The organism is Cupriavidus mimosae (assembly GCF_023952485.1).
In the GTDB taxonomy this organism is placed as follows: domain Bacteria; phylum Pseudomonadota; class Gammaproteobacteria; order Burkholderiales; family Burkholderiaceae; genus Cupriavidus; species Cupriavidus taiwanensis_C.
Genome location: NZ_JALHRY010000009.1, coordinates 76,171 through 98,956 on the forward strand (window position 1 = coordinate 76,171; position 22,786 = coordinate 98,956).

17 protein-coding genes are annotated in these 22,786 nt (G+C 68.0%); 10 read left to right on the forward strand and 7 right to left on the reverse strand.

Features of this window, described 5'->3' with window-relative positions:
- The first annotated feature begins 14 nt into the window (after window positions 1-14).
- Both MKD50_RS17760 and MKD50_RS17765 read left to right on the forward strand, forming a co-directional pair.
- Window positions 15-788 (forward strand): 4'-phosphopantetheinyl transferase family protein, encoded by a 774-nt coding sequence (locus MKD50_RS17760; protein WP_252667976.1) that lies wholly within the window; start codon window positions 15-17, stop codon window positions 786-788.
- Between the two features lie 241 nt (window positions 789-1,029).
- Entirely contained in the window at window positions 1,030-1,524 is a 495-nt protein-coding gene (locus MKD50_RS17765) for a helix-turn-helix domain-containing protein (protein WP_240071579.1), read from the forward strand.
- Window positions 1,525-1,541: 17 nt separating this feature from the next.
- On the opposite strand, the gene MKD50_RS17770 is transcribed toward MKD50_RS17765, so the two are convergent.
- Entirely contained in the window at window positions 1,542-2,609 is a 1,068-nt protein-coding gene (locus MKD50_RS17770) for a CBASS cGAMP-activated phospholipase (RefSeq protein WP_252667978.1), read from the reverse strand.
- Between the two features lie 201 nt (window positions 2,610-2,810).
- On the reverse strand, window positions 2,811-4,010 hold the full coding sequence (locus tag MKD50_RS17775) for an MFS transporter (RefSeq protein ID WP_252667980.1): 1,200 nt from the start codon (window positions 4,008-4,010) through the stop codon (window positions 2,811-2,813).
- A 201-nt stretch (window positions 4,011-4,211) separates the two neighbouring features.
- Here MKD50_RS17775 and MKD50_RS17780 point away from each other — a divergent pair, with 201 nt between their 5' ends.
- From MKD50_RS17780 to MKD50_RS17795, 4 genes are all read left to right on the forward strand, one after another.
- Window positions 4,212-5,165 (forward strand): GlxA family transcriptional regulator, encoded by a 954-nt coding sequence (locus MKD50_RS17780; protein ID WP_115699628.1) that lies wholly within the window; start codon window positions 4,212-4,214, stop codon window positions 5,163-5,165.
- Window positions 5,166-5,413: 248 nt separating this feature from the next.
- Complete coding sequence (locus MKD50_RS17785) at window positions 5,414-7,057, forward strand: mechanosensitive ion channel family protein (protein ID WP_252667982.1); 1,644 nt, start codon at window positions 5,414-5,416, stop codon at window positions 7,055-7,057.
- A gap of 233 nt (window positions 7,058-7,290) precedes the next feature.
- Window positions 7,291-7,761 carry a (2Fe-2S)-binding protein gene (locus MKD50_RS17790; protein WP_115699627.1) on the forward strand — a complete coding sequence of 157 codons (471 nt, stop codon included), beginning with the start codon at window positions 7,291-7,293 and terminating at the stop codon, window positions 7,759-7,761.
- The gene (locus tag MKD50_RS17795; protein ID WP_252667985.1) at window positions 7,761-10,052 is read left to right on the forward strand and encodes a xanthine dehydrogenase family protein molybdopterin-binding subunit; all 2,292 of its coding nucleotides are present in this window, start codon (window positions 7,761-7,763) and stop codon (window positions 10,050-10,052) included. Before MKD50_RS17790 ends, MKD50_RS17795 begins: the two co-directional genes overlap by 1 nt.
- 45 nt (window positions 10,053-10,097) lie before the next feature.
- Here the strand turns inward: MKD50_RS17795 and MKD50_RS17800 are convergent, their stop codons facing one another.
- Window positions 10,098-11,321, reverse strand: a complete 1,224-nt coding sequence (locus tag MKD50_RS17800; protein WP_371925367.1) for an MFS transporter — start codon at window positions 11,319-11,321, stop codon at window positions 10,098-10,100.
- A 234-nt stretch (window positions 11,322-11,555) separates the two neighbouring features.
- Here MKD50_RS17800 and MKD50_RS17805 point away from each other — a divergent pair, with 234 nt between their 5' ends.
- Window positions 11,556-12,443 (forward strand): LysR family transcriptional regulator, encoded by an 888-nt coding sequence (locus tag MKD50_RS17805; RefSeq protein WP_115699625.1) that lies wholly within the window; start codon window positions 11,556-11,558, stop codon window positions 12,441-12,443.
- Between the two features lie 204 nt (window positions 12,444-12,647).
- Here the strand turns inward: MKD50_RS17805 and ilvD are convergent, their stop codons facing one another.
- A complete protein-coding gene (gene ilvD / locus MKD50_RS17810) occupies window positions 12,648-14,507 on the reverse strand; it encodes a dihydroxy-acid dehydratase (protein WP_252667987.1) in 1,860 nt (619 codons plus the stop codon).
- Between the two features lie 282 nt (window positions 14,508-14,789).
- Between ilvD and MKD50_RS17815 the strand changes: the two genes are divergently transcribed.
- Window positions 14,790-15,812 (forward strand): class I fructose-bisphosphate aldolase, encoded by a 1,023-nt coding sequence (locus MKD50_RS17815; RefSeq protein WP_240071570.1) that lies wholly within the window; start codon window positions 14,790-14,792, stop codon window positions 15,810-15,812.
- Between the two features lie 50 nt (window positions 15,813-15,862).
- On the opposite strand, the gene MKD50_RS17820 is transcribed toward MKD50_RS17815, so the two are convergent.
- Window positions 15,863-17,350, reverse strand: coding sequence for an amidase (locus MKD50_RS17820; protein WP_252667989.1), 1,488 nt, complete (start codon window positions 17,348-17,350; stop codon window positions 15,863-15,865).
- A 132-nt stretch (window positions 17,351-17,482) separates the two neighbouring features.
- Here MKD50_RS17820 and MKD50_RS17825 point away from each other — a divergent pair, with 132 nt between their 5' ends.
- Window positions 17,483-18,394 (forward strand): LysR substrate-binding domain-containing protein, encoded by a 912-nt coding sequence (locus MKD50_RS17825; RefSeq protein WP_240071568.1) that lies wholly within the window; start codon window positions 17,483-17,485, stop codon window positions 18,392-18,394.
- A 9-nt stretch (window positions 18,395-18,403) separates the two neighbouring features.
- Here MKD50_RS17825 and MKD50_RS17830 read toward each other — a convergent pair whose 3' ends face one another.
- Together MKD50_RS17830 and MKD50_RS17835 are read right to left on the reverse strand one after the other, a co-directional pair.
- On the reverse strand, window positions 18,404-19,861 hold the full coding sequence (locus MKD50_RS17830) for an N-acyl-D-amino-acid deacylase family protein (protein ID WP_240071567.1): 1,458 nt from the start codon (window positions 19,859-19,861) through the stop codon (window positions 18,404-18,406).
- A 20-nt stretch (window positions 19,862-19,881) separates the two neighbouring features.
- On the reverse strand, window positions 19,882-20,865 hold the full coding sequence (locus MKD50_RS17835) for a Bug family tripartite tricarboxylate transporter substrate binding protein (RefSeq protein WP_115699617.1): 984 nt from the start codon (window positions 20,863-20,865) through the stop codon (window positions 19,882-19,884).
- A 306-nt stretch (window positions 20,866-21,171) separates the two neighbouring features.
- Here MKD50_RS17835 and MKD50_RS17840 point away from each other — a divergent pair, with 306 nt between their 5' ends.
- Entirely contained in the window at window positions 21,172-22,785 is a 1,614-nt protein-coding gene (locus MKD50_RS17840; protein ID WP_252667992.1) for an ABC-F family ATP-binding cassette domain-containing protein, read from the forward strand.
- Window position 22,786: the final 1 nt, after the last annotated feature.

The window sequence follows — 22,786 nt, forward strand, 5'->3', positions numbered from 1 at the left end:
GGACATGGTACGGCATGCAGCATGATGGCCTTGCGGCACAGGCGGCGGGAACCAGCGCGCCGCTCGTGCTGCCGCAACCGGAGCGCCTCGCGTTGCCGGACGGCGCGGTACAGGTATGGAGGCTGGAGGACGCGCAGGTCGACCCGGCCTGCACGCGGCTGGCCCACACGCTTGCGCCGGACGAGCGCGCACGCGCCCTGGCCTACCGGCACGCCAGGCATTGCCATGGCTATATCGCCCGGCGCGGGCTGCTGCGCTGGCTGGTCGGCGGCTATCTGCACTGCCGGCCCGAGGCCCTGCGCTTCACGATGTCGGCCTTCGGCAAGCCGGTACTGCAATGGCCGCAGGCAAGGCTAGCTTTCAGCGTGTCCCACACCGACGGCCTGGCGCTTCTGGCCTTCGCCCTGGATTGCTGCCTCGGCGTGGACGTGGAGCGGCGTGCCGGTGGCGTGAATGTAGCGGAGGTCCCGGGATTCGGACGCGGCATATTTTCCGCGCAGGAAGCGCAGGTGCTCGCGCGCGCGCGGCCGGCGTCGGCCGACGCGCTGCTAAGCATCTGGACGCGCAAGGAAGCGCTGCTGAAGGCGCTCGGCACCGGCTTCTCGGCCGACCCCACCGGGTACACGACGGAAGACGACTGGCGGCGCGGCGCGGGCCATTGGCGGGCGTCGCACCACGGCACCCCCATATCCGGCTGGACCTGCCTGGACCTGGATGCCGGTGCCGGGTTCCGGGCGGCGCTGGCCGTATCGCTGCCGGACGCAAGTGTCACGTGGCACCGCTGCTGACCAGTCCTGCGGCTCGGGGCCACGTAACACGTTACGTTACACGTAACGCCTGCCGCCCTGATGCAAGCCATGCGCGCGGGCCGGTCCGCATGGGCCGCCCTGCCTCAAACCCGCGGCCCGCCTGGCTCGTGGCGCTGACCGGGAGCGCACGCCCGGGGCCTGCCGGAGTTGGCATCTCCTTTGCTGATTCCGCTGAAAGGCGTTGGCCACCAAGCCAATGCCGTACCAAACGGAGCAAGCAATGAGCTGGACTAACCGTGGAACGCCGGCCCTGGCGCAGGTGCTGGAGTGCGGCGGCGAGGCACATGCCGTGGTCATCGACGACATGCCGATGTACCGGCACGGCATCACGCGCCTGCTTGGCGAGATGCCGGGCATCGGCCGGGTGGAACCGGTGGAGACCGAGGCGCTGGCGGCGCGCGACCCGCGCTTGCCGGCGCCGGCGCTGCTGGTGTTCGGCATGCCGCCGGAGCTGGCCGAAGGCTGGAGCCAGCTGCGGCTGGCCAGCCTGGTGCTGCGGCCGCGGCGCCTGCTGCTGATCGCGGACAATATGTGGCTGCGCCTGCCGCCCGGCCTGGACGCCCGCTTTGCCCGCACCCTGTGCCGCTCGGCATCGCTGGCAACGATCGAACGGGACGTGCGCGCGCTGCTGGACCTGCCGCTCGCCGCGCCGGCCCGCCCCGGGCCGGACGCCGTGCCCGCCGGCTTCCGGCGTCCCTTCCACGCGTTCGCATAAGCCGGCGCCAGTCGGACCTATCGGGCCGGCGCGATCCTGTGCACCTGCGCCGTGGCGCCGATGCCGCGGCGCGCGAACGCGCCTGCGTTCTCGTTCTCACCGTAAAAGAAGGTCGGCGCGGGGGCGAGATGTCTCAGGAACGGCTGGAACTCCCGGCTGCCGATGCAGATCTTGGACCGCTCCGAGGCCGCGCCCAGCAGCACCTCCCTGGCCGCATGGTCGGCCCGGTCCATGCCCACTGCGCGTGCGCGCTGGTCGGTCAGGTCATCGTCGACCAGCACATAGCGTCCCGGCAGCAGGTGCGACAGCATGAAATCGCTCAGCGCTTCCTGGACCGATATCGACAGGCCGAACAATCGCCGCGGCATGTTGGCGGGATTGATACCGCCCCAGTCATAGGTGCCGCCCTCGCGGTTGCGGCGCGGGTTCACGGTGAACTTTGACGACATCGTGCCGATCGCCATGACGTGCACCTCGGCGGGCGAACGCAGCAGGGAATACTGCGCTTCATGCACGGCCAGCAGGCCCGGCGCATTGGCGTAGAGGCCGCCGTCGACGAACTGGTTGTGGTTGAACGTGTAGCGCGCGAAGTAGGCCGGCGCCGCACTGGTGGCCATCGCGATATCCGCGATGCGGAACTTGTGGTCGCGCTTGAAATTGACGTGGTGCGGCGTCTTGAATATCTGCGGCCGCCCGGTGGAGTAATTGATCGCGGGAATGACGACCCGATGCGCGCAGGCGCCGAGCAGGCGTTCGCCGAACAGATGCTCGGCGCACAACAGTTCCAGCAGCCGGCGCGAGCCGAACGGCGCGCGCCAGATGCCGGCAAGCGACCAGCGCCGCTGGAAGATCTGCTCGCCATGCCGCGTCAGCAGGTCCACGATGCGGCTTGCCGGCAGCTCCAGCGCCAGGGCCAGCGCAATGACGCCGCCGATCGAGGTGCCGGCGATCAGGTCGAACCGGGTCGCAATCGGGGCCCCGATTTCCTCCTCGAAATCGGCAAGCAGCCTGGCCGTGTACAGCCCACGAAAGCCGCCGCCAGAGAGCGCGAGAATCTGAAACCGGTCCGGAGCCGACTCGTCCAAGGATTCCCCCTGCTGCCGTATGAACTGTCGTCGCACGGCCGGAAACCCATGTCGAGATCGCGTGGAATGCAGCCCGCCCGAGTGCCATGCGCATCCATACTAGGCGACGGCAGCCTGTTTTTACAGGAACGTCGCGGGCGAGGCAGGCCGACCATGCAGGCAATTAGACGGCATTTCATTCTGATTTGCACGACGGCACTGTCATGCGCCGTGGGGCCCGCGCCCAGCCAGCGCGGCCATTGACGCCGGGGCAGCAGCGGGTCGTTGCCTACGGCGATGCGCCGCCACGGTGAAGCCGAATGCCAGGGCAATGAGCGCGGCCGCGACCACGCCAAGGTACTGCGCGTCGGAGGTCCGGAGCACGAGCCCGCCAAGCACGCCCGAGCACGCAAGGCCGAGATACGTAGCGGTATTGTTCAGCGCGAGCAGCAGCGGTGCCACCTGCGGCGACAGTTCCACCAGCCGGTGCTGTTGCGGCACGATAAGCCCCCATCCGCACAGCCCCCAGACCACCAGCGCGATGACCGCACTGAACGGATGCGCGGAGGTCCATGGCAGCGCGCAGAAATTGACGATGGCCACCCACAGCATCGCGCTGATGATATGGCGGCTCTCGAACCGGTCCACCAGGCGGCCGGCCAGAAGATTGCCCACCGTGGCGGCGACGCCCCATAGCAGCAACATGCCCGCGAGCATGCGGCCATCGCCGAGCGTCACCGCTTCGAGGACCACGCCGGCATACGTATAGACCATCAGGAAGCCGCCGAACGCGAACAGCGAGGTCATCAAGGTCAGCGCGACGCGCGTGTCGCGCAACGGGGCGAGCCGCTCACGCAACCGGACCGGTGCCGGCGGCGCGATGGACGGCAGCAGTGCCCAGACACCAATCATCGCCGCGACGCCCAGGGCAGTGACGAACCACAGTGTCGTCCTCCAGCCGCCGAAGCCACCGATCAGCGTGCCGATCGGCGAACCTAACGCGGTGGCTCCGGTCAGGCCGGCTGTCACGGCAGCCAGCGCGCGCCCACGCTTGTGCGGATCGGCAAGTACCGAAGCCACGCCCAACGCGGTCGGGGCGAACAGCGCCGCGCCGAATCCCGCCAGGGCGCGGCTCATCAGCACCCATTGCATGTCCGTGGCGAGCGCGCTGACGGCATTGCCGACCACAAAGATGCCGAGCGCAGCCACCAGCAGCAGCTTGCGCGGCAAGCCGCCTGCGACGGCTGCCATCACGGGCGCGGCTACCGCGTAGGTCAACGCGTAAAACGTCACCATCAGGCCGGCGGTGCTGACCGAGGCATGCAGCGACGCCGCCACGCTCGGAAGAATGCCGGCAATGACGAAGTTGTCGGTGCCCAATGCGAACATGCCCAGCGCGAGTATCAGTAATCGACGGTCCATACGAAAAACCCGTTGCGAAATGCGGTGAAGGTTGGGGGTCCTGAGGCGGCGCGTGCGCCGTGCATTGCTGTGCAGTTTTCGCCACGGCCGGCCGGTGCAAGGACTGCCAGTCGATCATAGCCAACGTTGACCGCGTCTCAAATGTCATATATACGGTCAATTCAGGACATCAATTCAGGCCACCTCTGCCGGGGACATTCCATGCACACGATCGGCTTTGTCGTCTTTCCGAACTTCTATGTGATGGGTCTGGCGGCGATCACCGCGTTCGAGCTGGCCAACGTCGTACTGGAAGAACAGGCCTATGGGGTGACGGTCCTGTCCGAGGACGGCGGACTGGTGATGTCGTCGGCAGGCATCCGCGTTGAATCAGAGCCCTTCGGCAACACCACCTTCGATACGGTGATGTTCGGTTCCGGCGTCGAGATCGACCTGGTATCCACCGCGCTGACTGCTTTTGTCCAGCAGGCCCTGGAGACCTCGAGACGGATCGCCGCGCCTTGCACGGGCGCCTTCATCCTGGCGCACGCCGGCGTGCTGGACGGCCGGCGGGCAACCACGCATTGGCGCTTCGCGCACGAGCTGCAGCGGCACTTTCCCCGGGTCACGGTCGAGGAAGACCAGATTTTCATCGTGGACGGCCCGATCTGGACTTCCGCAGGGATGACGGCGACCATCGACATGGCGCTGGCCATGATTGAAAAGGACCACGGCGCCGAAGTCTCGCGCGCGGTGGCGCGCAAGCTGGTGATCTACCACCGGCGCGCGGGCGGGCAATCGCAGTTCTCGACTCTGCTCGATCTCGCCCCCAAATCCGACCGGATCCAGAGAGCGATCGACTACGCCAGCGCCAATCTGCGCAGCGCATTGACGGTCGAGGAACTCGCCGGCGTGGCCGGTCTGAGCCCGCGCCAGTTCAGTCGGGCCTTCAGCGCGGAGACCGGGCAGTCGCCGGCCAAGGCCATTGAACTGCTGCGGGTGGAAGCCGCCAGGCTGATGCTGGAGAAAGGCCGGCTCTCGCTCGACGTGATCGCAACCGAGGTCGGGCTTTCCGACCGGGAGCGGATGCGCCGCGCATTTCTGCGTACGACCGGCCAGCCGCCCCAGGCGGTCCGCCGCATGGGCCGGGAAACCCGCGCCCGGGTCCCTGCATGACTGCGGGAGCGTCCGTGCGCCAAGACATGGCATCGCAGCGCTCGCGCCTTCCGAAGACAACCCGCCCCCACAGGGAACCCGCGCGCCGCAGCGGACGGCGCGATTTTTCTAAAGCTCGCCGGCAAAAAGTTTCACTTCCGCGATAAATCGCAAGCTGTAACCATGCATGCAACTCTGTCCCCGGCCCGCATGGATGGGGAACGCGCGCGGCGGTAGCATGGCCGCTTCCCAAATCACGCGAGCGACGGATGACCATGGTGTTCTTGCTGATGCAGCGGCTTACGGTGCTGGCCATCCTGCTGTGGCTAGGCATCGCCGCGGTCCAGGCCGCCCCGGATGCCGGCGCCGCAGCGCAGGCCGCGCCGGTCGAAGTCCGCCTGATGAATCGCCCGATCGTGGTGCTGCGCGCCACACTGGCCGGCGTCACGCCCGAAGTCCGCGCCCGGCGCGCGCGCGACCGCTTCGACGCCCTGACCCCGTCCGACCTGCGCCAGCCCGTGCGCACCAGCCCGGGCGAGCTTGCCGGCCAGCGCGGCGAAGCCATCTATATCGGCGAGCGGCTGCTGCTGGCCGTGGTCGAAGGCGACCGCGACCCCGAGGACAAGGCCGCCTCGCTTGAGACGCTGGTCCGCCAGACAGTCGACAATGTCGGCCAGGCCGTCGCCGCGCGCCGCCAGCAACAGCACTGGCCCACGCTGATTCGGGGCGCCTTGCGCACGGGCGGCGCGCTGGCGGTCGCGGTCTTGCTGGTCTGGGGGTTGACCAAAACCCGGCGCCTGCTGGGGCGCGTGGTGGACGCCTCGCTGCAGCGGCACCTGAAGGCGCGCACCGCCAACGGCTTCGACTGGACCGCCGCGCTCTACCAGCTGACCGACCGCATCGTGCGCATCCTGGCGGTGGCGCTGTTCGCGCTGGTCGCCTTTGTCTGGCTGGAATTCTCACTGCTGCAGTTTCCGCTGACGCATCCGCTCGGCGCGCGCATGGGCGCCTACCTGTGGCGGCTGCTGGAAGGCATCGGCGGCGCCGTGGTCGGCGCCATCCCGGGCCTGCTGGTGGTCGCCATCATCCTGTTCATCACGCGCGGCGTGCAGGTCGTGGTCTCGAGCGTGTTCACGGCCACCGAGCGTGGCAACCTCACGGTGCCGGGCCTGCATCCGGAGACGGCGCCGGCGACCCGCCGCCTGGCCGCGGTGCTGGTGTGGGCGCTTGGCTTCACCTTTGCCTACCCCTACATTCCCGGATCGCAGAGCGACGTGTTCAAGGGCGTGTCCGTGCTGCTCGGCTTCATGCTGACGCTGGGCTCGGCCAATGTCGTGAACCAGCTGATGAGCGGCATGGTGCTGGTGTATGCGCGCGCGCTGCGCGTGGGCGACATGGTCAGCATCGGCGATACGGTGGGATGGGTCGAGAACCTGGGTCCGCTTTCCGTCAGACTGGTCAACCTGCGGCAGGAGCAGGTCACGCTGCCGAACGCGGTGGTGGTCGGCAGCGCCGTGCACAACTATTCGCGCTCCGGGGACATCAACCAGGGCAGCGCCGCGCTGCTATCGTCGGCGGTAACGATCGGCTATGACACGCCCTGGCGGCAGGTCCATGCGATGCTGCTCAATGCCGCGCGCCAGGTGCCCGGGCTGGACCCGGCAACGACACCCTTCGTGCTGCAGCGCGGACTGTCGGACTTCTACGTCGAGTACGAGCTGTTCTTCGCCATCGAAGACCCGCGCCGCCGCTTCTTTGCCCTGTCCACGCTGCATGCCGCGATCCAGGACGAGTTCAATCGCCACAACGTCCAGATCATGTCGCCGCATTTCGTGCTGCAGCCGAAGGAACCGGTGATGGTGCCGACCGAACAATGGCATGCGCCTCCCGCGCAGCAGCGCAGCGACGGCTGAATCGCCTGCGCACTGCACGCTGCAGAGGATATGCCTGCAGACGAGGCCACGCTATCGTGACCCGACCATCCGTAGCGGTCAGCGCTTGCGAACCACGCAGGCTTAATGAGCTTATAAGCTGTACTAATCAATCCGGCACGGCATTCTTGACGACAATGATGGCCTCATGACAGGCGCGCAAGTTCGCGCGCATTGGCATGGCACCGTGCCATTGTCTTCACAAGGAGTTCCCCATGACAAGATTCCAGGTCAACGGCCAGCCCAAGGACGTCGACGTTCCGGGCGAGATGCCGCTGCTGTGGGCGTTGCGCGATGAGCTGGGCATGACCGGCACCAAGTTCGGCTGCGGCATGGCGCTGTGCGGCGCCTGCACGGTGCACGTCGACGGCACCGCGATCCGCGCCTGCGTGACGCCGGTGTCGGCGGTCGCGGGACGATCCGTTGCCACCATCGAAGGCATGGAAGGCGACCGCGTGGGCCAGGCGGTGCAGCAGGCGTGGATCCAGCATAACGTGGCCCAGTGCGGCTATTGCCAGGCCGGGCAGATCATGACAGCGGTCAGCCTGCTCAAGACCACGCCGGCGCCGACCGACCGGCAGATCGATGAAGCCATGAGCGGCAATATCTGCCGCTGCGGCACCTATCCGCGCATCCATGCCGCGATCCGGCAGGCGGCCAGCCGCCTGGCGCAGGGGGGCAAGTAATGGCCGACCTCGCTCGACTCTCCCGCCGCGGATTCCTGCGAGGCAGCGTGGGCCTGATGACGCTGGCCGTGACCAGCGGTGGCCTGGTGACCGTCGCCCGCGCCGCGGATCCGGCTCCGAAGAAGTTCGGCGCCGACTCCATGCCTGGCGGCACCGTGGACGATCCGCTGGCGTTCGTCTCGATCGCCGCTGACGGCACCGTCACCATCGTGGCCCATCGCGCCGAGATGGGCACCGGCGTGCGCACCAGCCTGCCGATGGTGGTGGCCGACGAGATGGAGGCGCGCTGGGAGCGCGTCAAGGTGGCGCAGGCCGAGGCCGACGAGACTCGCTACGGCAACCAGAATGTCGACGGCTCGCGCAGCGTGCGGCATTTCCTGATGCCGATGCGGCGCGTCGGCGCCGCGGCGCGACAGATGCTGGAAGCCGCTGCCGCCGCGCGCTGGTCGGTGCCGGTGTCCGAGGTCCGTGCCGTGCAGCACGAAGTGCTGCACCAACCCAGCGGGCGCCGCCTGGGCTTCGGCGAACTGGCGGCCGATGCGGCACGCCAGCCGGTGCCCAAGGGCGATGCGCTGCGGCTCAAGCCCCGCGCCGGGTTCCGCTATATCGGCAAGAACGCGGTACGGCCGGTCGACCAGGAAGCCATCGGTTTGGGCCGCGCCATCTATGGCATGGACCTGCGCCTGCCCGGCATGGTGTACGCCGTGGTGGCGCGCCCGCCGGTGGTGGGCGGCAATCTGCGCCGGCTCGACAGCCGCAAGGCGCTGGCCCTGCCCGGCGTATTGAAGGTGGTGGAGATTCCCGCCTTCCAGGGTGCGCCGGCGTTCCAGCCGCTGGGCGGCGTGGCGGTGGTTGCGCGCAACACCTGGGCGGCCATGCAGGGCCGCGCCGCGCTGGAAATCGAATGGGACGACGGCCCCAACGGCAGCTACGACTCCACGGCGTATCGCCGCACGCTCGAAGCGGCGTCACGTGCGCCGGGCAAGGCGGTGCGCAACCAGGGCGATGCGCAGCGGGCCTGGGACCAGGCGCCGGCCGCCGAGCGCCTTGCCGCCGACTACTACGTGCCGCACCTGGCCCATGCGTCGATGGAGCCGCCGGTGGCCACCGTGCGCATCCGCGGCGGCAGCGCCGAGGTCTGGACCTCGATCCAGAACCCGGTTGCCGCGCAAACTGCCGTGGCCAGGCGGCTCGAGCTCAAGCCCGGCAACGTCAGGGTCAACGTGCTGCTGCTGGGCGGCGGCTTTGGCCGCAAGTCCAAGCCCGACTTTGTCGACGAGGCCGCCATCGTCGCGCAGGCGATGCCCGATGGCACGCCGGTCAAGCTGGTCTGGACACGCGACGACGACATCCACCACGACTACCTGCACACCGTCTCGGCCGAGCGCCTGGAGGCGATCATCGACAGGCAGGGCCAGGTAAAGTCGTGGCTGCACCGCAGCGCCGCGCCGACCATCGCCTCGCTCTTCACCGAGGGCGCGAAAGGCCAGCAGATGTTCGAGTCGGCCATGTCGGCGATCAATATGCCCTACCGCATCGATAACGTGCGCGTGGAAACCGCCGAAGTGCCGGCACATGCGCGCATCGGCTGGTTCCGCTCGGTAGCCAATATTCCGCACGCGTTCGCGGCGCAGTGCTTTATCGCCGAGCTGGCGCACCGCGCCGGCAAGGACCACCGGCAGTTCGCGCTCGACCTGATCGGACCTGCGCGCAAGATCGACCCCGGCACGCTGGCCGATAACTGGAACTACACCGAATCGCCCGAACGCTATCCGTATGACACGGGGCGCCTGCGCGGCGTGATCGAGGCCGCCACCCGCGGCGCGGGCTGGGGCCGCAAGCTGCCCAGTGGCCACGGACTGGGCCTGGCGTTCTGCTACAGCTTCATAAGCTACACCGCCACCGTGGTCGAGGTGGCGGTCGATGCGAAGGGCGAGGTGCGCGTGGTGTCAGTGGACATGGCGATGGACTGCGGCCCCCAGATCAACCCCGACCGCATCCGCGCGCAGATGGAAGGTGGCGCCATCATGGGCCTGAGCCTGGCGCTGGCCAGCGAGATCACCTTCGACAAGGGCCGCGTGCTGCAGAGCAACTTCCACGACTACGAAGTGCTGCGCCACCATGCCTCGCCGCGGGTGATCCGCACCCACCTGGTCAACGACAACCATGACCTGCCGCCGGGCGGCGTGGGCGAGCCGCCGGTGCCGCCCGTGGCGCCCGCGCTGTGCAATGCGATCTTTGCCGCTACCGGCAAGCGCGTGCGCAGCCTGCCGGTGCGCAAGGTGGCATAGGGAAGGCGCCGCGACCATAGTCGCGGCGCCTTTCACGCAAGCGCGTCAGGCAGCTCGCACTGCTTCGGCGCGCGCGGATAGCCAGGTCAGCAACGCCGCCATCACCAGTAGCGCCGCGCTGGCGACGAAGGTGCTTTGATAACCGCTGCGGTCAAATAGCAGGCCGCCCACGGTGGAGCCCAGCGCGATGGCAAGCTGGACCACCGCCACCAGCAGGCCACCGCCGGCTTCGGCATTATTCGGGAAGGTCCTGGCAATCCAGGCCCACCAGCCCACCGGCGCCGCCGTGGCAACGAAGCCCCACAGCCCCAGCAGCGCAACCGTCGCGACAGTCTTGCCTCCGAATCCAACCAGCGCCAGTGCGATCGCCGCCATCACCACCGGTATGGCAATCATGGTCGCGTAGAAGCCGCGCCTGAGCGCCGCGCCGATGGCCATGGTGCCGATGAAACCCGTAACCCCGATCACCAGCAGGATCATCGACAACGACGACACTTCCACCCGCGTCACCGTCTCAAGGAACGGCCGCACGTAGGTGAACAGCGTGAACTGTCCCATGAAGAACACGCTCGCGCCGAGCATGCCCAGCACCACCAGCGGCTGGCGCAACAGTCTCAAGCCGCTTGGGGAGCCGCTGCCGCGCGCTGCCACCGGCATCGCGGGCAGGCTGAGCCACTGCCACGCGAGAGCGATCAGCGCCACCGGCACCAGGCAGAAGAACGCGCCGCGCCAGCCGATCACCGCGCCCAGGTAGCTGGCCAGCGGCGCCGCCACCACCGTGGCCAGCGCGTTGCCGCCGTTGAAGATCGCCAGCGCGCGCGGCACCTGTCCAGGCGGAACTAGCCGCATCGCCGTCGCCGCCGACATCGACCAGAAGCCGCCAACGACCACGCCGATCAGTGCGCGGCCCGCCATGTAGGCAAGGTAGTTGGGCGCCAGCGCAATCACCGCGCCGGAAACCGCCATCAGCGCCGTCAGCCACAGCAGCAGCGTCTTGCGGTTCATGCTGCCGGCCAGCGCGGAGATAAACAGGCTGGTCACCACGGCAAAGGCGCCGGAGATCGCGATGCCCTGGCCCGCCAGGCCTTCGGTCACATGCAGGTCGACAGCCATGGGCGTCAGCAGGCTGACCGGCATGAATTCCGAGGCAATCAGCGCAAACACGCACAGCGTCATCGCCAACACGCCACCCCAGTGGGCAGGCTGGCGTTCGGCATAGTGCGCAGGGAGGGTCGCGCCCACGGGGGCGTCACAGAGTCGGGTTGTCATGCAGTGCGGAAGATGTGGGTGCGCGCACCAAGCCGCGCGGCGCCGTCATCGTCCGGAGTTGCGTGGCCTGAGCGCGGGGTGCGAAAAAAATGTGCCAGAAGCGGCAATGGCGAAGCCGGGTGTCCGGCCTCTTCGTCCCACCCATGTTCGCGCGTGGACGCGCCCGTGACTAGCTAATGAGTGCTTAAAAACGATATAAGTAGCACTAATCAATATGCCGATGGAGACCGACCCATGGTCCGACGCAATCTCAACGACCTGCTGGCTTTCGTGACAGTGGCGCGCGAAGGCAGCTTCACGCGCGCGGCCGCCTCGCTGGGCGTAACGCAGTCGGCGCTGAGCCAGGCGGTGCGCGGCCTCGAGGAACGGCTGCGGATCCGGCTACTGACCCGCACCACGCGCAGCGTCTCGCCCACCGCCGCGGGCGAACGGCTGATGCAGGCCATCGGCCACCGCTTCGACGAAATCGAGGCCGAACTCGATGCCCTGACCGCCTTGCGCGACAAGCCCGCCGGCACGGTCCGCATCACCTGCGGCGACAACGTGCTGCACACCATCCTGCTGCCACGGCTCACGCCGCTGCTGCAGGAATATCCGGACATCAAGCTGGAGTTCGACGTCAACTACGGCTTCCGCGACATCGTGGCAGACCGCTTCGACGCCGGCGTGCGCCTGGGCAACACCATCGACAAGGACATGATCGCCGTGCCCATCGGCCCGCCGCTACGCATGGCGGTGGTGGCGTCGCCCGCCTACTTCGCCGCCAATCCGCCGCCCAAGACCCCGCAAGACCTGATGGCGCACCGCTGCATCAACCAGCGCATGCCCACCTCCGGCGGGCTTTACGTCTGGGACTTCGAGCGGCGCGGCCGCCAGGTGAACGTGCGCGTCGACGGGCCGCTGATCTTCAATACCACGCAACCCCAGGTGGATGCCGCACTCGCCGGGCTGGGCATTGCCCTGCTGCCCGAGGACGAGCTGATGCAGCATATCGAAGCCGGCCGGCTGGTGCGCGTGCTGGAGGACTGGTGCCCGAAGTTCAATGGCTACCATTTGTACTACCCGAGCAGGCGGCAGCCGTCGCCGGCGTTTGCGTTGGTGGTGCAGATGTTGCGGGGGTAGGGAGGGAAGAGGTGAATCGCAACCGGCGCCCCCTTCCGGCACAACGCCACACGGCGTTTCCAGAGGAGCGGAACGGTATTCTTGCGCAGCACTACATGATGGCACTGGCGGCTGCATCATCCCCGTAATTCGGCGATGAACCAAAAAAAAAGCCGCCCCGAAGAGCGGCTCCTGACGCAAGCAGGCACCCAGCCCGCCTTCGCATCAATCATCCAACAGCGACAAATCACGCACCGCGCCCTTGTCCGCCGACATCACCAGCTTGGCATACGCCTTCAGCGCCGCCGACACCTTGCGCGGGCGCGGCTTGGCCGGCTTCCAGCCCTTGGCGTTCTGCGCTTCGCGGCGGCGCGCCAGTTCATCGTCCGACACCAGCACGTTGATGGTGCGGTTGGGGATGTCGATGCGGATCTTGTCGCCGTCTTGCACCAGGCCGATGGCGCCGCCGGCCGCAGCCTCGGGCGAGCAGTGGCCGATGGACAGGCCCGAGGTGCCGCCGGAGAAGCGGCCGTCGGTCAGCAGTGCGCAGGCCTTGCCCAGCCCCTTGGACTTGATGTAGCTGGTGGGGTAGAGCATTTCCTGCATGCCGGGGCCGCCCTTGGGGCCTTCGTAGCGCACGATCACCACGTCGCCGGCCTTGACCTTGTCGTTGAGGATGTTCTCGACCGCTTCGTCCTGCGATTCGGTGACGTGGGCGGTGCCCTCGAACACCAGGATGCTCTCGTCGACGCCGGCGGTCTTCACCACGCAGCCGTCGAGCGCGATGTTGCCGGTCAGCACCGCCAGGCCGCCTTCATTGGAGAAGGCGTGCTCGTAGGAGCGGATGCAGCCTTCGGCGCGGTCCAGGTCCAGGCTGGGCCAGCGCGTGTTCTGGCTGAACGCGACCTGGGTCGGGATGCCGGCCGGGCCGGCCAGGTAGAACTGCCTGACGGCCTCATCCTCGGTGCGGGTGATGTCCCACTGTGCCAGCGCGTCCTTCAGCGTGGGCGCGTGCACGGTCGGCACGTCGGTGTGCAGCTTGCCGGCGCGCTCCAGCTCGCCCAGGATGGCCATGATGCCGCCGGCGCGGTGCACATCCTCGATGTGGTACTTGTTGGTGTTGGGCGCGACCTTGCACAACTGCGGCACCACGCGCGACAGGCGGTCGATGTCGGTCATGTCGAAGTCGATTTCCGCCTCGCGCGCGATCGCCAGCAGGTGCAGGATGGTGTTGGTCGAACCGCCCATGGCGATGTCCAGCGTCATGGCGTTCTCGAACGCCTTGAAGCCCACCGCGCGCGGCAGCACGCGCGCGTCTTCCTGTTCGTAGTACTGGCGGGCCAGTTCGACGATGCGGCGGCCGGCGCGCTTGAACAGCTGCTCGCGGTCCGCATGCGTGGCCACCACGGTGCCGTTGCCGGGCAGCGACAGGCCCAGCGCCTCGGTCAGGCAGTTCATGGAATTGGCGGTGAACATGCCCGAGCACGAGCCGCAGGTCGGGCAGGCGGAACGCTCCACCTCGGCCACGTCGGCGTCCGAATACGCGCTGTCGGCGGCGATCACCATGGCGTCGACCAGATCCAGCTTCTTGAACTCCATGGCCTTGGTGACGGGGTTGGCCAGGCGCGTCTTGCCGGCTTCCATCGGCCCGCCCGAGACGAAGATCACCGGGATGTTCAGGCGCATCGCGGCCATCAGCATGCCCGGGGTGATCTTGTCGCAGTTGGAGATGCACACCATGGCGTCGGCGCAGTGCGCGTTGACCATGTATTCGACCGAGTCGGCGATGATGTCGCGGCTGGGCAGCGAATACAGCATGCCGTCATGGCCCATGGCGATGCCATCGTCGACCGCGATGGTATTGAACTCCTTGGCGACGCCGCCCGCGGCCTCGATCTCGCGCGCGACCAGCTGGCCCAGGTCCTTCAGGTGCACGTGCCCCGGCACGAACTGCGTGAAGGAGTTGACTACGGCGATGATGGGCTTGGAGAAGTCTTCGTCTTTCATGCCGGTGGCGCGCCACAGCGAGCGCGCCCCCGCCATGTTGCGGCCGGCGGTGGAGGTTTTGGAACGGTATGTGGGCATGGTCTTGCTTTAGAAGTATCGCGGTAGGAAGCGGGCCGCGGGAATAAGGGCCCAGGCATGCCCGTGCGAACAACCTCTTGAGCTGCGCCGTGGGCAAAGCCGCGATTATCCCACAGCCGGCCGGACAGGTTATGCCGTCCCGCCCGTGGCGTCCGGCGCGCGCAAACGCCGCGCAATGTTCGGGCGGCCACCATGGGAGCCCGCCATTTGTCCCCGACGGCCTTGCGCGATCGCCGTTTCGGGGAAATGCTTGCGCTTATGTCACCTGCGCGGAGCAACGTCATGGACACATCAAGTGAACTGCAAGCCACCGTGGATGCCCTGGCACAGCCGGGCAAGGGCCTGCTGGCCGCCGACGAGAGCGGTCCGACCATTGCCAAGCGGTTCGAGCGCATCGGCGTGGAATCGAGCGAGGAGAACCGGCGCGCGTGGCGTCAACTGCTGCTGGGCACGCCGGGGCTGGGCGAGTACATCAGCGGCGTAATCCTCTACGAGGAAACGCTGGGCCAGAACGCCGACGATGGCACGCCGCTGCCGGAACTGGCCGCGCGCCAGGGCATCGTGCCCGGCATCAAGGTCGACAAGGGCAAGCTCGCCCTCGCGCTGGCCCCCGGCGACGAAATCACCGAGGGCCTCGACGGACTGGGCAAGCGGCTTGCCGGTTATCGCCAACAAGGCGCGCGCTTTGCCAAGTGGCGCGCGGTCTACAACGTGTCAGACACCCTGCCCGGCCTCGCCGCCGTGCAGGCCAATGCCGAGGCGCTGGCCCGCTACGCCGCGATCTGCCAGCAGGCCGGCGTGGTGCCGATCGTCGAGCCGGAAGTGCTGATGGATGGCGGCCACTCCATGGCCCGTTGCGCCCAGGTGACCGAGGCCGTGCTGCACGAAGTCTTCCACGCCCTGCACCGCTACGGGGTGGCGCTGGAACACATGCTGCTCAAGCCCAGCATGGTGCTGCCCGGCAAGGACGCCGGCCAGGCGCCACCGTCGGAGGTCGCGATGCAGACCGTGCAGGTGCTCAAGCGCACCGTGCCCGCGGCGGTGCCGGGCATCTTCTTCCTGTCTGGCGGACAGACTCCCGGCGAGGCCACCGCAAACCTCGACGCCATGAACCGCCTGGCGCCGCTGCCGTGGCGGCTGTCCTTCTCCTATGGGCGCGCGCTGCAGGAACCGCCGCTGCTGGCCTGGCGCGGCGACGCCGCCCACGCCGGGCAGGCGCAACAGGCGCTGCTGCTGCGCTCCCGGCTGAATGGCATGGCCTGCCTGGGGAAATATGACGCGGCGCTGGAGGGTGCCGGCGGGTAACTGCACATGCCGACAGCCTGACCCGGCATGCCGCCGCGCCGGCGATCCTGCTACAGCGCAGGCGTGAGGGGCGGCGCACGGCGGTGCCGGGTCAGCTGCTGAAATGCGGACGCCATCGCCACCAGTGCCGCATCGCTGCCAGCCCGGCCCAGCCAGGACACGCCCGCCGGCACGCCGGCGGCGGTAATGCCCATCGGCACACTGACCTCGGGCACGCCGGCGGCGCTGGCCAGATGCATCGCGGCCAGCGGCTGCTCGGCCCGGCAATGGTAGCTGGCATCGGCCATGTCGAAGCGTGGCGAGGCGGGGCACGCGAGCGTGGGGAACACCAGCGCATCGAGGCCGTGTGCCATCAAGTGCCGGCTGAGCACGCCACGCCAGCGCCGCGCCGCGGCAACGCCGGCTGCAGGCGGCTGGTCTCGTGTCGCGAGCGCGTGGCGCAGCGCTGCCAGGGTTCGCGGGTTGACAGCGCCCGCGCCGGCGTCGGGACTGGCTTCCATGCGCACGAGCAGTTCGGCGGCGCTGTGCGGCGCCGCTGCAGCCGCCTGCGCCAGATACTGGTCAAGCCCGCGCACCGATTCAACCCGCGTGATCTCGCCGAGCAGGTCGGTGTATAGCGTCAGCGCGCCGGTGGGCAGGTGCACGGGAATGGCGCGTGCGCCTGCGGCCTGCATCGCCGCGGTCGCGGCATCGAACATCGCGTCGATCTCGTCGTTGCCACCAGCGAAATCCGCCACGATGCCGAGCCTGCGGCCCGCGAGCGTCTGAGCCTGGGCGCCAAAGCCGTGCCCCGGTGCCAGCACGGCCATCACCAGCGCCACGTCGGCCGCGCTGCGGGCGAGCGGCCCGACGGTATCGAACGACGGCGCCAGCGGCAGCACGCCGGCGCAGTCGAGCAGGCCATGGGTTGGACGCAGGCCCGCCAGCCCATGCACGCAGGCCGGTCCGCGCACTGATCCGAACGAGTCGGTGCCGAGCCCGAACGCGGCGAGGCTGGCCGCTACCGCCGCGCCGGTGCCGCTGCTGGAACCGCTGGCATTGCGCGACAGGCGGTATGGGTTCAGCGTCAGCCCGTTCGCCGAACTGTAGCCAAAGCGGCCGTTGGACGCCGCCAGCTCCGACATATTGGACTTGGCCAGCACGATCGCGCCGGCTGCACGCAGCCGCGCCACGCACGCGGCATCGGCGCGCGGGTAAGCCTGGCGCAGCGCCGCGCAACCGGCCGTGGTCGGCATGCCGGCCACATCGATGTTGTCCTTGACCACCATCGGTATGCCATGCAGCGCACCGCGGGGGCCGCGTGTACGCAGTTCCTGGTCAAGCAAGCGCGCTTGGTCCATCGCCGCGGGATTCACGGCGCTGATGGCGTTGATGCAGGGGCCGGCCTGGTCGAAGCTGGCGATGCGGGCCAGACTGGCTGCAACCAGCCCCTGCGCGGAGGTTGCGCCGGTGCGCATGGCCTCGGCGAGGTCGCTCAGTGAAGCCTCGAACGGATCAAGGCGGGCAGGCAGGGCGGGAGCAAGAGAAGACATCGGCATCGCTGGCGATCCATGGGATGCATGCATATTGGCCACCCCGCGCCGCTTGGGCAATGGAAGTTTCATCGCACGTTCTTTCCATATGGGAATGAATCGATGACAATGCCCACAGCCTTCGTCACTGCACCGCCCATGAAAAGCACCACCGGACGCCACCTGCCCGCGCTGGCGAACCTGATCGCGCTCGAAACCACGGCACGCACCGGCAGCGTCACCGGCGCGGCCGAGGAGCTGTGCCTGACCCAGAGCGCGGTAAGCAAGCAGATTACCGAGCTGGAGGCATTTCTTGGTGCGCGCATGCTGAACCGCCGCAAAGGCGCGGTGGCGCCGACACCCGCCGGCGAGGAATACCTCAGGAGCGTGCGCAAGGCGCTGGCCTTGCTCGAGGAAGCGACGCTGGAAGTGCAGTCCGGCCGCGCCGCGGGCGGCAGGCTCAACCTGTCGGTGCCGGTGTCGCTCGGCAATATCTGGCTGCTGCCGCGCCTGCTCAGGTTTGCCAAGGAACAGCCACAGATCCAGCTCAACGTCACCACCAAGGTCGGTCCGGTCGACCTGGAAAGCACCGGGCTCGATGCCGCAATCATGTATTGCGGCGGGCCGCCGCCGCGCCACTTCGCGCTGAAGCTCATGCCGCTGGAGCTCTACCCGGTGTGTGCGCCAGAGCTGTTGCCGGGCGGCGGCACGCTGGCCAGAGCACTCAAGCGCATGCCCTTGCTGCACCAGATCGCCGCGCTGGAAGCGTGGCCGGCCTACCTGCAGCAAATGGGGCTACGGCTGGCGCATTCCGACGATGGCCCGCGCTACGGCCTTCTCACCATGGGCCTGCAGGCTGCAGTAAGCGGCATGGGCATCGCCCTGCTGCCCGACTACGTGACGGGCGAGGATGTCAAGGCGGGACGACTGCTGCGCCTGGCCACCGAGCCCTACGTGTCACCCAAGGCTTACTATTTCATCTGCCTCGAAGAGAAGCGCGACAACCCTGCGATGCGGACCTTTATCGCATGGCTGCAACAGCAAAGCGCAGGCGAGCGCCAGACGCCGTAGGCGACCGCGTCAGCGCGCCGCGTCTGCGCGCACCAGCGTGGACGTGACGAAGCGCCCCGGGCGGCTGCTGACCGGTATGCCGTCGCGCAGCGTGGCCTGCCCGGCCACAAGCACATGGCACACGCCGGTCGCGGGCTGCCGTGGGTCGTCGAAGGTGGCACGGTCCTGGATCGTGGACGGATCGAACACGGTGATATCCGCGACATGGCCCACGCGCAACTCGCCGCGCCGCTCCAGCCCGAAGCGCTGCGCGGCCATGCCGGTCATCTTGTGCACCGCGCGCTCCAGCGGAAACAAGCCCAGGTCGCGTGAATACAGCCCCAGCACGCGCGGAAACGTGCCCCACAGCCGGGGGTGCGGGGTTTCGTCCGAAGGGATGCCATCGGAGCCGATCATGGTGTCCGGATAGGACAGGATGTCGCGCACATCGGCCTCATCCATGATGAAGTACACGGCGCCGCCGGGCACCAGCGCCTGCGCCACCTCGAGACGCGATTGGCCCCACTCCTGCGCCAGTTCTTCGAGGTAGCGCCCGGCGGCTTCGGGATGCCGCGCCGACCAGGTGACGAGTATGCGGTCGCATTGCTTGACCCGCTCCGGCCGCAGCATGGTCGACGATGCCGCGTACGGATAGCAGTCCAGGCACAGCGGCATGGTCCGGGCCAGCGTGCGCACCTGCGCCAGCGTGTCGCGGCTGCGGCCGTGATTCTGCTTGCCCACCAGCTTGTGGTGCGAGATCACTGTCGACACGCCCAGCGCCTTGCCGATGCGCGCGGTCTCGTCGATCGCCTCGGCGATCTTGTCGCCCTCGTCGCGGATATGCGAAACCAGCACGCCGCCGAGCCGCTGCATCGGCTCGCACATGCGCACGACTTCTTCCTCGGGCGCCGCCGCCGAAGGCGGATAGAAGGTGCCGGTCGACACCCCGATCGCTCCTTGCAGCAAGGCGTCTTCCACGTCCCGCCGCATCCGTTCGATCTCGGCGTCGCTGGCGGCCACGCCAAGCTGCGACAGGTGCCGCGCGCGCAGCGTCGACTGGCCCACCAGCACCGCCACATTGACCGCCGCGGGGCTGGCCGCGAACGACTCGCGGTACGCACGCACCGATTCGAAGCGATAGCCGCCACGCATGATGTCGAGCGGCGCCGGCGGAATGCTGTCGGTGACCAGCGGAAACAGGCTGATGCCGCAGTTGCCGGCGATGATGGTGGTCACACCCTGCGTCACCTTGGGCAGCATCTCGGGCGCCTGGAACACCATCCAGTCGTCATGCGTATGGGTGTCGATAAAGCCGGGGGCCACGATCAGTCCGGCAGCATCCACCTCGGTGCCGGCACGCGCCGGGCCGAGGTCGCCGATCGCAGCGATCTCGCCGTCGCGCACGCCCAGGTCGGCCGTGCGGCGCGGTGCGCCGGTGCCATCGATCAGGTCGCCGTTGCGGATAATCAGGTCAAATTGCGTAGGCATGGTGCTTGGGTTCCCTCGGTTCAGTCGACCTTGGCGCCGCTCTTGCGGACCAACTCGCCAAACTTGGCGGTTTCAGATGTGATCAGCGCCTGGAAATCGCGCGGGCTGCCGCCGAGCGGATCGAACGACAGCTTGTCCAGTTGCGCCCGGAATGCTGGCTCCCCGATCAGCGCGTTGACTTCGCGGTTCAGCCGTTCGATGACCTCGGCGGGCGTGCCCGGCGCCGCGACCAATCCGGCCCACGCGGTCAGTTCGTAGCCCTTCAGGCCGGCCTCGGCCATGGTCGGCAAGTCGGGGAAGTGCGGCGAGCGCTGGCTTGACGTGACCGCCAGCGCGCGCACGCGCCTCGCCGTGACATAAGGCCCGATCGACGGAACGTTGTCGAACATCAGCTGCACGTTGTTGCCAACCAGGTCCTGCAGCGCCGGCGTGCTGCCCTTGTATGGCACATGGGTGACATCCAGATTGGCCATCACCTTGAACAGCTCCCCACCCAGGTGGCTGGTAGTGCCGTTGCCGGCCGAGCCCATCGACAGCTTGCCGGGGTTGGCGCGCGCATAGGTGATCAGTTCCTGCACCGACCTGGCCGGGAGCGAAGGATTGACGGCGAGGATATTGAAGGTCGTGACCAGTCCGACGATCGGGACCAGCTTGCCGGGGTCGTAGGGCAGCTTGCTATACAGGAAGCGGTTGGTGGCTAGCGTGGCGTTGTTGCCATAGCCGATGGTGTAGCCGTCCGCTGGTGCCGCCATCAGCGCCTGCATGCCGATATTGCCTCCGGCCCCGGGCCGGTTCTCAACTACCACCGACTGGCCCAGGCGCCGTGACAGCCCCTCGCCGAACAAGCGCGCGACGATGTCGGGGGCGCCGCCCGGCGCGGTCGGCACGATCAGGCGCACCGGCTTCTCCGGCCACGCCGCCACTGCCGCGCCTGGCATCCCGGCGATGATGCCTACGACACCGATTGCCCCTGCCGCCAGGGCCTGTACCGCTAATCTTTTCATCTGCTGTCTCCCATGTGGTGGTCATTGTGTGATCGAGTATCAGCGAGGCACCGGGTAAGACCTAGTGAAGTTTTGTGGGGGATTATTTCCGTGACGGAATGCATCGCCGCGCACCGGGCGTGAGCTGTCCGGGCTTTCCTGCGCATTGCACGACATTGCGCCTGGCCGCGGATGCTTTTAATATGGCAAGCCATCCCCCATCCCCGAGGTACTCGTCATGCGCCATTGATGCCGCCGTCTTCATGACGGCCAGTCTCCACCTACCCCCACGAGCAGGGGGAGTTCCTGGCATCCCTGGATGGACACATGACGCATCCCTATCTCGCGCTGGAAAGCGTGTCTTACGTTCTGCCCGACGGCAGGACGCTTTTCTCCGGCCTCACCGAACAGTTCGACCAGCGCGCCACGGGCCTGGTCGGGCGCAATGGCGCCGGCAAGACCGTGCTGGCGCGCATGCTGGCCGGACAAGTGCAGCCGACCGGCGGCCGCTGTACCCGCTCCGGCAGCGTGTATTACCTCGCCCAGCAGGTATCGCCTGCGCCAGGCGCTACGGTCTCGGGCCTCGCCGGTGTGCAGGCCACGATCGATGCGCTCGAACGCATCGAAGCGGGCAGCAGCGCGCCTGAAGATTTCGACGCCGTGGGGGAGCGCTGGGATGTGCGCGTGCGGCTGCAGGACGAACTGGCGCGCAATGGCCTGGACCATCTCGATGCCGCGACGCCTGCCAGCGCGCTCAGCGGTGGCGAAGCCATGCGCGTCACGCTGATCGGCGCCTTGTTGTCGGATGCCGATTTCCTGATCCTGGACGAGCCCAGCAATCACCTCGACCGGCCGAACCGGCAGGCGCTGGTCGAGCAATTGCAGCGTTGGCCGCGCGGTCTGCTGGTGGTAAGCCATGACCGGCAATTGCTCGACGCCATGGCGCGCATCGTAGCGTTGTCTTCGCTGGGACTGCGCAGCTATGGGGGCAACTACACCTTCTACGCGCAATGCACGGAGCGCGAGCAGCAGACCGCGCTCCAGCAACTGGAACAACGCAAGCTCGAAGGCCGGCGCGAAGAGCAGTCCCTGCGCGAGCAACGCGAACGCCTGGAGCGGCGCCAGGCACGTGGCAACCGGCATGGACAACAGGCCAACCAGGCCAGGATCCTGCTGGGCCGCCAGAAGGAACGCAGCGAAAGCTCGGCCGGCAAGCTGCGCCAGCAGCATGCCGAGACCCGGCTCGAAATGGCCGAGCGCGTGCGCGAGGCCGCGCAGCGGGTCGGGCACGACCTGGCCATCGTCGTGCACGAGCTGCCGGTTGCCCTGGCTTCGCAAAAACGTGTCGCGGAACTGGAGGCCGTGGAGCTGCCCTTGGTCCAGCGTGCCACGCGCCAGATCAGCCTCACGTTGACGGGGCAGCAGCGCGTGGGCGTGGTCGGCCCCAATGGCAGCGGCAAGTCGACCTTGCTCAAGGTGCTCGCGCGCCAGCTGCAGCCCCTGGCCGGGACATGCAAGCTTCCGGTGCAAGGCATCTACCTGGACCAGCGGCTGGCCAGCCTGGATCCGCGGCGTACCGTGCTGGAACAGATGCTGGCGGCCAACCCGACGACGAGCGAAGGCGATCTGCGCATGCGCCTTGCGCACCTCGGCCTGGATAGCCGGAAGATTGCAGTACCTGGCGGCTCGCTCAGCGGTGGCGAGCGGCTCAAGGCAGCGCTGGCGTGCGTGCTGTATGCCGATCCACCGCCGCACCTGCTATTGCTGGATGAGCCCAGCAACCACCTGGACCTGCCTTCGGTACAGGCGCTGGAAGCGATGTTGCGCGGGTACCAGGGCGCGCTGGTGGTCGTGTCCCACGACGACGCGTTCATGAACAATCTTGGCTTGACGGATCGGCTGGTGGCAACGGAACAGGGCTGGCAGACAGCGCCATGGTGAA